This is a genomic window from Rhizobium sp. SYY.PMSO (assembly GCF_046840415.1).
Lineage (GTDB): Bacteria > Pseudomonadota > Alphaproteobacteria > Rhizobiales > Rhizobiaceae > Rhizobium.
The window spans coordinates 1,611,343-1,623,041 of sequence record NZ_CP177350.1; the positions used below are offsets into that span (position 1 = coordinate 1,611,343).

The 11,699-nt window shown below is 60.2% G+C and carries 12 protein-coding genes; 2 read left to right on the plus strand and 10 right to left on the minus strand.

Going from position 1 to position 11,699, the window contains the following annotated elements; translation table 11 throughout:
* Window positions 1-40: 40 nt before the first annotated feature.
* From galU to ACJJVH_RS25740, 8 genes are all read right to left on the minus strand, one after another.
* On the minus strand, window positions 41-946 hold the full coding sequence (gene galU, locus ACJJVH_RS25705; protein ID WP_113357323.1) for a UTP--glucose-1-phosphate uridylyltransferase GalU: 906 nt from the start codon (window positions 944-946) through the stop codon (window positions 41-43).
* A 4-nt stretch (window positions 947-950) separates the two neighbouring features.
* Window positions 951-1,976: a glycosyltransferase family 2 protein gene (locus ACJJVH_RS25710; RefSeq protein WP_113393361.1), complete on the minus strand. Its 1,026-nt coding sequence runs from the start codon at window positions 1,974-1,976 to the stop codon at window positions 951-953.
* Entirely contained in the window at window positions 1,973-2,911 is a 939-nt protein-coding gene (locus ACJJVH_RS25715; RefSeq protein ID WP_412065499.1) for a glycosyltransferase, read from the minus strand. The genes ACJJVH_RS25710 and ACJJVH_RS25715 overlap by 4 nt, the downstream gene beginning before the upstream one ends.
* Complete coding sequence (locus ACJJVH_RS25720) at window positions 2,908-3,882, minus strand: glycosyltransferase family 2 protein (protein ID WP_412065500.1); 975 nt, start codon at window positions 3,880-3,882, stop codon at window positions 2,908-2,910. The genes ACJJVH_RS25715 and ACJJVH_RS25720 overlap by 4 nt, the downstream gene beginning before the upstream one ends.
* 20 nt (window positions 3,883-3,902) lie before the next feature.
* Entirely contained in the window at window positions 3,903-5,111 is a 1,209-nt protein-coding gene (locus ACJJVH_RS25725) for a glycosyl transferase family 1 (protein WP_412065501.1), read from the minus strand.
* A 106-nt stretch (window positions 5,112-5,217) separates the two neighbouring features.
* On the minus strand, window positions 5,218-6,021 hold the full coding sequence (locus ACJJVH_RS25730; RefSeq protein ID WP_412065502.1) for a glycoside hydrolase family 16 protein: 804 nt from the start codon (window positions 6,019-6,021) through the stop codon (window positions 5,218-5,220).
* A 4-nt stretch (window positions 6,022-6,025) separates the two neighbouring features.
* Window positions 6,026-7,111 (minus strand): acyltransferase family protein, encoded by a 1,086-nt coding sequence (locus ACJJVH_RS25735; RefSeq protein ID WP_162760922.1) that lies wholly within the window; start codon window positions 7,109-7,111, stop codon window positions 6,026-6,028.
* Window positions 7,112-7,346: 235 nt separating this feature from the next.
* Window positions 7,347-7,595, minus strand: a complete 249-nt coding sequence (locus ACJJVH_RS25740; RefSeq protein ID WP_412065503.1) for a hypothetical protein — start codon at window positions 7,593-7,595, stop codon at window positions 7,347-7,349.
* Between the two features lie 236 nt (window positions 7,596-7,831).
* On the opposite strand from ACJJVH_RS25740, the gene ACJJVH_RS25745 reads away from it, so the two are divergent.
* On the plus strand, window positions 7,832-8,791 hold the full coding sequence (locus ACJJVH_RS25745; RefSeq protein WP_113357317.1) for a glycosyltransferase family 2 protein: 960 nt from the start codon (window positions 7,832-7,834) through the stop codon (window positions 8,789-8,791).
* An 88-nt stretch (window positions 8,792-8,879) separates the two neighbouring features.
* Window positions 8,880-9,824, plus strand: coding sequence for a polysaccharide pyruvyl transferase family protein (locus ACJJVH_RS25750; protein WP_412065504.1), 945 nt, complete (start codon window positions 8,880-8,882; stop codon window positions 9,822-9,824).
* Window positions 9,825-9,912: 88 nt separating this feature from the next.
* Here ACJJVH_RS25750 and ACJJVH_RS25755 read toward each other — a convergent pair whose 3' ends face one another.
* Window positions 9,913-10,923, minus strand: coding sequence for a glycosyltransferase family 2 protein (locus ACJJVH_RS25755; RefSeq protein WP_113393358.1), 1,011 nt, complete (start codon window positions 10,921-10,923; stop codon window positions 9,913-9,915).
* Window positions 10,924-11,013: 90 nt separating this feature from the next.
* On the minus strand, window positions 11,014-11,235 hold the full coding sequence (locus ACJJVH_RS25760) for an exopolysaccharide production repressor protein (protein WP_412065505.1): 222 nt from the start codon (window positions 11,233-11,235) through the stop codon (window positions 11,014-11,016).
* Between the last annotated feature and the right edge of the window lie 464 nt (window positions 11,236-11,699).

Genomic DNA, 11,699 nt, shown 5'->3' on the forward strand with positions numbered 1-11,699 from the left:
CCCGCGGCCTTTTCGGCCGCAGGCCACAATGCGAACAGGCTCAAGCGGCGGTCATCTGCGCTTCGTGCGAGACGACCAGATTGCGGATCGAATCGTAGACCAGGCCGCCGATATCGGCGCGAGCGAGCGCGAAGGCCACGTTCGCTTCGATAAAGCCGTGCTTGGACCCGCAGTCGAACGTGCGACCGTTATAGACCTGGGCATGGAACGATTGCGTCTCGGAAAGGCGCAGCATGCCGTCGGTCAGCTGAATCTCGTTGCCGGCACCGCGCTCCTGGCGGGCCAGAATATCGAAGATCTCAGGCTGCAGAATATAACGGCCATTGAGGTAAAAGTTTGAAGGCGCCTCGGACGGATGCGGCTTTTCGACCATTTTGGTCACGGCAAAGCCATGACGCACGGCCGATCCCTTGCCGATAATGCCGTATTTCGACGTCTCTTCCGGGGCACATTCCTCGACGGCGACGATATTGCCGCCGACCTCGTTGTAAAGGTCCATCAGGCCGGCCATGCAGCCGCGCATGCCGTAGCAGAGCATGTCGGGCAGAAGCAGGGCGAACGGTTCGTCGCCGATCAGGTCGCGGGCACACCAGACGGCGTGGCCGAGGCCGAGCGGAGCCTGCTGACGCGTGAAGCTGACAGCGCCCGGCCGCGGCAGGAGGCGTTCCAGCTCGCTCACCTGATGGCTCTTGCCGGCCCGTTGAAGCGACGAAATCAGCTCCGGCGTATCGTCGAAGTGGTCTTCGATCGCCGACTTGTTGCGGCTGGTGACGAAGACGATGTGCTCGATGCCGGCCTCAATAGCCTCGTCGACGGCATATTGCACGACCGGACGATCGACGATCGTCAGCATCTCCTTCGGCATGGCCTTTGTAGCGGGCAGGAAACGTGTTCCGTTGCCTGCAACCGGAATGACTGCTTTTCTCACACGATGCTTGGGGTCCATGGCTCTATCCTTTGTTAGAGTGAGGGCCTGCGCTCATATTTGGCAGGGGCGAGGAGAGTTGAGAGGCGGACGCCGGTTCGCGACCGCTCCGCAAGGAGGCGGCCAACCGGCGAAAACGGGCAGCGATCGGCATGCTGAGATGGCGCACAGCGCGCGGGTTGAGGCAGGCGATCTTCAACATGGTCTGCACCTCGCGCTCCTTGATGCTGTCGACCAGCTTCAGGAAGGCGATGACTTCCTTCAGATTGCGCGTGCGCCGCCGCTGTGCGGCAAGGGCGGCGGCACCGAAGGGATGCTCGGCAAAAAACTTGGCATCGGCCGCGATCATCGCCTCGACATGCTCTTTCTTGAGAACACGCGAGATCGATCCTTCGCGGATGTAGTAAAGATAGCCGACGGTCGGCTCGACGACGCAGACACCGCCTCTCGCCAGCGCCGATGCCAGGAAGATATAGTCCTCGCCGATCCGCAGCGCCTCGTCGAAGCGCAGATGGTGCTTTTCGATGAACGCCCGCTCGAAGATCGGCTTCATGTAGCCGAAGTTGTGCTCGGACTGGAAAATCATGTTCGAGGAGATGAACTTCGCCAGCGTCAGCAGCGGCATGCGCGCCAGCATCGGCTCCGGGAACATCGGCAGCATCGTCCCCACGCCCTCGCGAATGACGTCGAGATTGTCGACCGCGATCTGTGCTTCTGCCTTTTCGGCCCGTCCGATCAGGCGTGCCATGCGGTCCGGGCGCAAGGCATCATCGGAATCGAGCACGGCGATCCAGCGGCCGCGGGCCGCATCGAGGCCGGCATTACGGGCCGCACCCGGCCCGCCGTTACGGGCCATGGCTATCAGACGCACGCGCGGATCGGGATGGTTGCCGGCAATGTCGCGCGTACCATCCGTCGAGCAATCGTCGACGACGATCACTTCCATGCTGACGGCGCCCTGCGCCAACGCGCTGTCGATGGCACGCCCAAGCGTTTCCTCCGCATTGTAGGCAGCGATGACGAAGCTGACATCGGGGACGAAATCCGTCATTGCGGTGCTTTCTCCAGATTTCCGTATTGCTCGATTTCGCGAACGCCGAAGAGGCCGCTGACAACGCCGGCATGCATGATGCCGCGCAGGCCATAGCGATGCCGCTTGATCGGAGACGCCGAGAGCAGCGCCGCGGCGGCGAAGCAATAGGCGGATTTCGCTCCCGCAAGCGCAATCGCCCGCCAGCGTCCGAAACCGCCCTTGGCTTCCAGCAGCATGCGACCATGGGTCTGGCCCATGCGGTAGCGGCGCTTCGACAGCCAGGATACCGTAGCGCGCCCATCGGGGACGGGCTCGTAGACCAGCGCATCCTCGGCATAGGCGATCCTGCCGCCCGCCTTGTGCATATGGGCGAAAAACTCGGTATCCTCGCCGCCGCTGCGCCCAAGCGCGATATTGAAGCGCTGGCCGGCAAGCGAAGGCGCACCGCGACGCAGCAACACATTGCAGGTGTAGCCGGTCAGAATTTCTCCCGCGACCCAGACGGGCAAGGTCGAATGGAAATCCCCGCGCCGCATCCATGCCGGAGCGACGTTTGTATAAACCGCCTGCACGGGCCCGAGAACGGCATCGGCGCCGGTCGTATCGGCCATGACGAGCATTTCCGTCAGCCAGTCCTCCGAGGCGGTCTCGTCGTCATCGATGAAGGCAAGGAAATCGCCGCTGGCATGATCCAGGCAGGCATTGCGGGCAATCGAGATATTCGACGCCGGGCAATGGACATAGACGATCTCGAAGGGCACGGCCGAACGCATGGCGTCGACACGGTCCCGCGCACTCGGCGTGACATCGTTGTCGGCCACGATGATCCGGACGACCGCGCCGGCCGGAATGCTGAGCACGGCCAGCGACAACAGCGTCTGATCGAGCTCAGCCCGCCGATAGGTGCAGACCGCTATATCGATCCTGATGGGACGCCGGTAGACTTGTGTCATGACACGACCCTGCGGTTGCGGAAGCTGAAGACCTCCATCCAGAAGCCCATCGACCAGGCGAAATGCATGACCATGGCGGAGATGGCGGCCAGCGGCCCATAGGGATTCTTCTCGCCAAGCGCGATCCAGAAACCGTAGGCGATGCAGGCCACGGCCCAAAGGCCGACGGGAATGACCGCAATCCAGTTGAGAATGGCGAGAAACGCGCCGATGAAGATCGGCACGACCGCGAGCGGCAGCATCTGGCGTAGGCTCGGCATGCTGCGGTGCTTGAGGATGTTGCGCGCGCGGCCGCGGCCATAGCCCAGATATTGCTTGAAGAGCGTCGGGATGCTGGAGCGCGGATAATAGGTCATGGCCGTCTTGTCCGTAAGCCAGATCCGATACCCTGCCTTGTGCAGCCGATAGTCGAGCTCGGCATCCTCATTGTGGCTGAACGTTTCATCGTAGCCGCCGACGGCGCGGAAAGCCGCGACACGCATCAGTGCGTGATGACCATGCTCGGCCCAATGGCCTTTTGCGCCTTCGCGATGCTTCGAGCCGCCATTGCCGAGCTTGGAGTTCTGCGCGACGGCCGTGGCTTTCTGGAAGGCGCTGAAGCCCATGGTGCGCATGGCGACGACGACGGAATCGGCTCCGGTCGCGCCCGCCTCCTCAACCAGTGCCTGGCAATAGTCGGCGGGATAGTCGCCATGCGCGTCGATGCGGATGAAATACTCGCAATCGTCGCCGAAGGTTTCCATGGCGAGATTGATCGCGGCGCTCTGCAAGCGCTTGGGGTTATCGAGCAGAAGAACCCGCGAATCCCTCTCGGCAATGTCCCTGACAATCTCGCGCGTGCGATCGGTGCTGCCGCCATCAGCCACCACGATCCTGGCATCGAGATCGTCGAGCGCCTGGCCGAGCTTGCCAATCAGCGGCTCGATATGTTTTTCCTCGTTGAGGCAGGGAATAACGATTATGCAACGCATGTCCCCTGAACGTCCGTTCGTCATTGCAATCCACCTCTATTGCGATGCAGTTGTGGGAGGGTCTGTAATTCGGCAATCTGCTCGCTGGCGCGCGTGAGCGACGCCAGCCGCTGCACCAGGCTCTGGCAGTCCGCGCGATCGATTATCCATTGCTTGCGATCCTGAGACGCCATGGCCCCGAACGCGGCAAGGTAACGCTGCTCGTCCATGTCATTCAAAAGTGCGGTCAGATGTGCGGCGTCGGCCACGTCGAGCATGAGCCCGATCCTTCGGCTCGCCAAAAACCGGGCCGTCTCGGTGCCCTCCATCGCGATAGGCACGGCGCCATGGAGGCCGCCTTCATAAAGGCGGTTCGGCAGCAGCCAGCTCGAATTCAACCCTTCCTCGAAGAAGTCTATCGCCCAGGAAAACTGGACGTCGCTGTAGATTGCCGCGAGATCCTCCGGATTCCTGTAGGGGCCGGCAAACTGCATGAAGGGCGCATCGCGCACGACGCGATCGAAATCATCGAATTCGGAATAAGCGGGCCTGCCGCGCAGCACGATTTCGAAACGGCCGTCCATCCGGCGGGAGACGTCGTCGAGCAGGACCAGCGACTTGCGGCAGCGAAGCGCACCGAACCAGCCGATCTTCCACGGTTCACCCGCAGCCGGCGGACGCGCGGCCGGTGTGACAGAGCGTATTGCGGGATCAAGCGCCAATACCTTGTTTTCGAGCAGCACGACCGGCAGACGCAGACCGGAGCGCGGCCGGAAATAGCGTTCGACAAAGGCGGGCGAACTGGTGATGAGCAACGACGCCTGAGAACCGAAATGACGCTCCACGCTGCGGAGCGCGCCGCCCACCACATCGTTGCGCAGCAACAGCCGATGAATATCGAGGCATTCATAGACGATCGGCATGTCGCCGCCGAAAACGGACCTGGCGCGGTTGGCCAGCACCAGCATTTCGAGGTTGCGGCCGATGATGACATCCGGTCTTGCGACCGTGCGCAATGCACTGCTCAGCTTGGCGGCCGATCTGGCAACGGCGGCGACGCGCTGGGCGAACTGCGCATCCTGCGTCCTGCCGAGCTCGATCGGCTCGATGCCATGAATGGCGGCAAGCGCGTTGTCGTCGCGCCGGAAACCCGCCAGCGTCACGCTCGCTCCGCCGGCCTGCAGCATCAGCACTCGCCTGCGCACGGCCGGATCGGCAAGATCGTGAACGAAATAAAGAATATGCAGCATCAAAATTTCCGCTTCTGCGCCTGGCCGGGACCGGGCGCCTCGTGTGGCTGGTGTTGCATCGTGGCAATGCAGCCAAGCGCGCGAGATGCCGCGCGCCCGGCCGGGTTCAGTCGATCTTGCAAGTGATCGATTCCGGGAACAGGCATTTCTCGCCAGCCGCGGTGAAGGCGACGCGCTTGACCTGCATGGTCGCGGGCTTTCCGCTATAGGTGAACTTGCCCATCCAGCCGCTCAGCGTGTCGGTGCCCCAGAGGCTGAAGAAGATCTTCTGCGCATTCGTCGGTATCTTCGACGGATCGGTGACATCCTGAACAAGCTTGCCGTTCACGTAGTAGCGCAGGCGATCCTTTTCCCAGACGAAGGCGTAGTCGTTGAAGCCCTGATCGGCGCCGCCGGCGACCGGCGCCAGCTTCTCGTTGCCGCCCTTGGCGGAGATATACTGGTTGACCTGAACCTGGCCGGAATTCTTGCCGAGCACTTCGAAATCGATCTCGTCGTGCGGCTTCTTGTCGGTCGGGCCGATATAGGTGAAGAAGGCGGAGTTCAGCCCGGACCCGGTAGCGGTGCGATAGCGCGCCTCATAGGTGCCATAGCCGTAACGCTTCGTCGTCTGGATCTCGCCGCAGGCATAATTGCGCTCGCCCGTCCTGGATTGGATGAACTGCAATTGCAGCATTCCATCGCTGATGCTCACCTGCTTTCGCGACCAGGTGCAGTTCTGGTGCGGCCCGTTGTTCCAGCCATCGGAGACGTACCAGCGGCTACTGTCCAGGCGTTCGAAATTGTCGACGAAGGACCCGCCCGTCGGCTGAGCATCCTGTGCCGCAACGGTCTGAGGCAGGACGCAAACATTGACGAGAGCGATGGAAACAAGACCGAATCTTTGCACGTAGCTTTTGAATGTCGTCATGGCATCACCTTTGCTCGGAACGCACAGGCCGATCGTCGGCGGGGCGGCTCGAGGCAACACGGGCTTCGGCCTGTGGCCGCGTCCGGCTGCCGGTCAGAAGGTTGTAGAAGCTCGGCAAGGCGTAACGCGCCATGCCGTTGGTCAAGGGCAGCAGCAGCAAGGAAAGCGCTGCGGCCAGAAGATAGAAAATCGGGTAAAGGTCGCTGCCGCCACGGTTCCACAGGACCCAGAGACAGAACAGCAGCGGATAATGCGCGCAAAAGATCCAGAAACTCAGCCCGCCGGTATCCGCCAGTGCCTGCCCGACCCTGCTGCGGATGAGGATTGCCGACAGCGCCCAGAAGCCCGGTATGCCGACGAGCACCATCAGATTGCGGCAAACCTCGAGCCACAAGGGCAGACCGGGGCCGGTCATATAGGCAGCGGTTGCCAGAAGTGCCGCAAGCGCAATGAAGGCAGTACCGATCAAGGCCGCATAACGATCCACGATCGTGACGTCGATGCGGTGAAGACTGAGATAGATGCCGAAGCTGAAGCTGAAGAGAATAGAATTCCGCAGCACGATGCCGATCGATACCGGCCATGCAGCAAGCAGAAGTAGAAAACCCAGCGTCGGCAGCGGTGCGCGACGTATGAGGAAGGCAAGGATCGGCGATAACAGAATGCAGACGAATAGATCGCGCAGGAAGTAAAGTGGCAGGTTGATCGGAGTTCCGTCGATTGCAAACAGAAGAGTCGCAAGCGTATGCGGAGTAGCTTCCGAAAGATCCGGCAGATATCCGTCGCCAATGCCGTAGTGCTGAAGGATCAGTACGAACATAAAGAATGCACTATTCCACAGCAGGAACGGCAGGATGACCGTCTTTGTCTTTCGGCGGATGGTTTTTCCATAATCCAGCGATGCCGCGCCATGACGAAACAGCAGATAGCCGGAGATCGCGCTCAGGCATGGAACGCCGACACGGAACAGACTGTCACGCAGGAACACCCGCAGCCAGTCGAAAAGACCATAGGCGCCATTGAACGGACTGGTCTGCGGATCGAACGGTATATGGACAAAGATGATGCCCGAGATGAGCACGATACGCATGAGGTTTATCCGCGAAGACACGTTGGCAGTCACATTCACGATGTCTGTCACCCCTTCTTCGGGCTGCATCCCCCCTCGCAGCCATTTCAAATAGAACAGAGCAGTGCTCGCAGACGTAACCTAGGGCGCTCTTTGGAAAGGGAATATGGCAGCGCAGCAAAAATGAGCGAAATGAGAGATGCCGCCGGCCGCCGGAAACACCGTTTTATGCCGCTCAGGACGTGAAACAATCGATTTAGATCGAAGAAAAGCCCTTCTGCGAAAGGCACTTAGATGCGATCCGACGCCTCGATGGCGGCAGCCGCAGGAAGCGTTCAACGCGCATCGATTTTTTCTCTGGAAGGTGAAGATTTTTTGCAGCGCAACACAATTCGGCAGGCGAAGCATGACCAAAATGCGACAGGATTTCAATCACGATGAGAAAATCGGCCCGCCATTCTCCTCTCATAAGTGCAGTGACGTCCCATCCCGGCGCGCTGCGCATGGCGGCGGTCCAGCCATGATGCAAACCGGCGGCCAGGACACGGATGCATAAAGTTCCCGAAAATCTCCTTGTTCGACATTGCTCCGCATCGAATGGACGCTACCTGTTGGCGTCACGGCGACGTCCTTTCGCGGAAAACCAGCCGGAGAGGACGGTGGGAGCCGCCGCAACGCAGATCGCCGCGACCTCATCGGATGAGATCGCAAGCTCTTGAATTAAAACGTAAAGGCGGGGAAATGGCGTCCATTACGATTGTTGTTCCGTTCTACCAGAAGCATGTCGGTGTTCTGCAGCGCGCTTTGAAATCGATATTCCGGCAGACGTTTCAGGATTTCGATATTCTCATCGTCGACGATGAATCGCCGCTTCCGGCGGAAAGCGAGCTGCAATCGCTGAGCAACGAGGAACGAAAGCGTATCCGCGTGATCCGCCAGATCAACGCGGGCCCGGGAGGCGCGCGCAACACCGGCCTTAACAATGTTCCGGCGGACAGCCGGTTCGTGGCTTTTCTGGACTCGGACGACGAATGGGCGCCGGAACATCTCAGCAATGCATTCGGAACGCTGACACACTATCAGGCCGATTGCTATTGGGACTCCATAGAGGGCGGCGAGGAGTTCTATTACCACTTCAGCATTGCGGAACTGGGCAAGTCGACCGATACGGTCCGGCTGTCGGATCGGCCTGCGGTCATCGAAATCCCCGATATCGCCAGCGTCATGCTGCAGGACTGGAGTTTCCTCCACATGTCCTGCATGGTGATCGGCAGGCCGCTTTTCGAAAAAATCCGTTTTGAGCCGACGCTGCGGCTCGCGGCCGAAGACATTCTTTTCTTCTGCGACTGCATTCTGGCGGCCAGGCGCGTGCTGCTGTGCGAAAATGCGGGCGCGCTGCGCGGTGAAGGCGTGAATATCTTTCATAGCATCGACAACGATTCACCGCAGTTTCTGCGCCAGCAATTCAACACCTGGACGGCGCTTGACACATTGGAGCGGAGATTCTCTCGCAGACCGCAGGATGTCGAGGCCATTCGCGGCTACAAGAACCGCGCCCGCCGGCAGGCACTCTGGAGCCAGGCGCGGCAGATGCGGCAACGGCGACTGCCGCAATTCGGACTGCTGGCGAAATGGGCGCTGCGCGACCCTGCCATCTTACAAAGCGCCATGCGCCTTGCCGTGGGCAAACTCGCGCCCTAGATTTTGCACCGCAGCATAAACTGCGCATGCCGCATCCATGAGCCTCGGCATGTTCCCGTTATTCGTTTGGATCAGCAAGGAGTCCTGCATGAAGCCGTTCCACTGGGAATCGACCCATGGCAATTTCGGTGACGATCTCAATCTCTGGCTCTGGGATTTCCTGCTTCCCGGGCTGCGCGAGGTTCATGAAGAAACATTGCTGGTCGGCGTCGGAACCGTCCTCAATACGGAAATCCTGCCCGCCGATGGGCGCAAGCTCGTCATCGGCAGCGGCTTCGGCTATGGCTCCCTGCCCGATATGCGCGACAGGTCGCATTGGGATGTCCGCAGCGTCCGCGGCCCGCTGACGGCGCAGAAGGCCGGTTTGCCGAGCGAGATGGGCATCGTCGATCCCGCCGTGCTGGTGACGGAGATGCCGGAATTCCAGAACCTGTCGAAGAACGGCAAGCGCACCTTCATACCGCATTGGGAATCGGCGGCCGCCGGCCTCTGGCCCGAGATCTGCAAGACCGTCGGCCTTTCCTATCTCGATCCTCGTGGCGAGGCGAAGGCCGTGATCCGCGAGATCGCAGCCTCCGAACTGATCGTGGCCGAATCCATGCATGGCGCAATTCTTGCCGATGCCTTCCGCGTTCCGTGGATTGCGGTCAGTTCCTCGCGCTCCATCAACAGCTTCAAGTGGAATGACTGGGCCCGTTCGCTCGGTGTCACCTATCAGCCGAAACACATTCCCGTTTCCACTCGTGCCGAGGCGATCGCCAAGGGAGCCCGGTTCTGGGGCGTCGGCTTCGAACGCAGCAAGCAAGCCGCGGCCGAACTCGAAAAGCAGCGCTATGGCGAAAATATCCTGCTGGCCGACCCCGAGCAGACCACGCTTCGGGTGATGGCAAAGCAGGCCCTCGCCATGCCCTCGGCGCTTGCCCTCTGGCAGGCCAGCAAGGCAAAGCCGCAGCTGAGCAAGGACAGCGCGCTTGCCTCCTGCAAGGAACGCCTTCTGAATGTGATCGAAGGCGTACGGCGCGACTATCTCTAGAGTAATTCCAGAAAAAGTGCACAGCGGTTTTCTGTCCGGAAATGCGTAAAGACGAGCAACCGCTTTAAGTGTTCAGCCCGCGACAGGTCTATTCCGGCGCGGCCTGCAGAAGATAGCGCAGGCCGTTTGCGCCGGAATGGGCGATGGGCGCCCCGCCGCCCTTGCGGAAACGTTCCGTCTTGTCCGCCAGGATGCCGCCGGCGATGGCCGGAACGGCGAAGGGATGCGCAAGCGCATAGCCCGCCGCGGGCAACAGCCCGGACTGCGACTTGATATCGAGAAAGTGCCTTAGCTCGTAGCGGTCGCGAATATGCCGTTCGTGGCGGCGGATCGCCGCTGCATCGGCTGAAGAAAGGCCGCCCTTTGCAAGGACCGCCTGGTCGGCCTCATAAAGCCGCCGCAAATCCTCGGTCCTGTGGCGGCCGCTTAGGGAATCGCTGCGCACGACTGCGCCGTAACCGCAGCTATGAATGATCTTGTAGCGCGCGCGCCGGGCGAGCGCACGGACGTAGAGGTCGTAGTCTTCGCCGAGGCGCAATGCTTCGTTGTAGCGCAGGCCATGCGCATCGAGAAAAGAGCGGCGCATCAGGGGCTTCAGGAAGCCGATTTCGCCGCGGCGCACGCCGCGCTTGGAAATATTGCCCTCGACGAAGGCAACGAGATCGAGAAAACGCGGCTTCGCATCGAAATGATCGAGCCTTGCATGCGCATCCGGAACCGTATCGGCGTTGACGAACGCGATATTGTCGGCGACGAAATCCCAGTCGTCGGCAGCAAGCAGCGAGGCAAAGCGTCCGGGAAAGAAGAAATCATCGGCGTCGAGAATACCGATCAGCGGTGCCCTGGATATCTCGATCGCGTGATTGCGCGCGGCCGCCGGCCCGCGATTTTTCTCGAATTCGCGGATCGTCAGCCTGCCGCTGCCATCGTCCGCGCTGGCGGCGGCTGCGGCGGTTCCATCCGTCGAGCCATCGTCGATGACGACGACCTCCGCCACTTCGGGCTCCCGAAGAGCCGAGGCTACGGCCAGCCCAATGGTCTCGCTGGCATTCTTCGCGGCAATGATTACGCAGACGCTGTTTTCTGCACTGTCGGTCACGTCAGCCTCCGATGCTTCTGCCGGAGACTTAGGACGTCGCTTAGATCCGACAACCGCCAGACCGCCAAAAGATGCTGCCGCCGATCCGGCTCAGGGGTTGAACGGCTCGGATTGCTTGAGATTGGACGCGGCAAGGCCGCCGACCTTGGCTTCCTCCTGGCCAGGCACCGGCCCCTTGTCTTCATTCAGCAAGGCAAGGCGCGATTTGCCCTCTTTCCAGACCAGATAGAGAATACCCAGGAAATAGCCGATCTGCAGGAGGACCGCGCAGATGATCGTTTCGATCAGGGTCGTCCAAAGAGAATTCGTCAAAAAATATGTCGCGATGGCAAATACGATCAGCGTGCCCAGCATGCTGATAAAAACGCGCGGCGAATACATAATCTTACCTCGCCCGCTCAGCCATCGTGTAAAAAACGACCAAGGTCTTTCCTCCCTTATCAGACCTGAAACTCAAATATATTTTATGATTCATTGAGATTCAACCAAGTCAGGGCGATCCGTTGCGAATTGAGACGATCTTTACGCCGCGCGCGTTAAAACTACACCCCAATTATAATTAGAATTGAATTTGTTCATTTTCTTATCCGCAATTATACGGCGATATGCCAAATTTGCACAATTATAAAGACGTGCCGTGGCCTCCGTTTGCGGCTGGCGCCGTCGCCGGATCAATCAACTTTTATTACAAAGTCCTGAAAAAGCCGGCCTCAGTATGTGCGCCGCAAAATATTGCTGCAATGCAATATATCCCGTAGAAGAACCAATATGGCGTG

Coding starts and splice junctions, on each gene's coding strand:
- galU (WP_113357323.1), bottom strand. CDS start 946: ATGGACCCCAAGCATCGTGTGAGAAAAGCAGTCATTCCGGTTGCAGGC.
- ACJJVH_RS25710 (WP_113393361.1), bottom strand. CDS start 1,976: ATGACGGATTTCGTCCCCGATGTCAGCTTCGTCATCGCTGCCTACAAT.
- ACJJVH_RS25715 (WP_412065499.1), bottom strand. CDS start 2,911: ATGACACAAGTCTACCGGCGTCCCATCAGGATCGATATAGCGGTCTGC.
- ACJJVH_RS25720 (WP_412065500.1), bottom strand. CDS start 3,882: ATGCGTTGCATAATCGTTATTCCCTGCCTCAACGAGGAAAAACATATC.
- ACJJVH_RS25725 (WP_412065501.1), bottom strand. CDS start 5,111: ATGCTGCATATTCTTTATTTCGTTCACGATCTTGCCGATCCGGCCGTG.
- ACJJVH_RS25730 (WP_412065502.1), bottom strand. CDS start 6,021: ATGACGACATTCAAAAGCTACGTGCAAAGATTCGGTCTTGTTTCCATC.
- ACJJVH_RS25735 (WP_162760922.1), bottom strand. CDS start 7,111: ATGCGTATCGTGCTCATCTCGGGCATCATCTTTGTCCATATACCGTTC.
- ACJJVH_RS25740 (WP_412065503.1), bottom strand. CDS start 7,595: ATGCGCAGCGCGCCGGGATGGGACGTCACTGCACTTATGAGAGGAGAA.
- ACJJVH_RS25745 (WP_113357317.1), top strand. CDS start 7,832: ATGGCGTCCATTACGATTGTTGTTCCGTTCTACCAGAAGCATGTCGGT.
- ACJJVH_RS25750 (WP_412065504.1), top strand. CDS start 8,880: ATGAAGCCGTTCCACTGGGAATCGACCCATGGCAATTTCGGTGACGAT.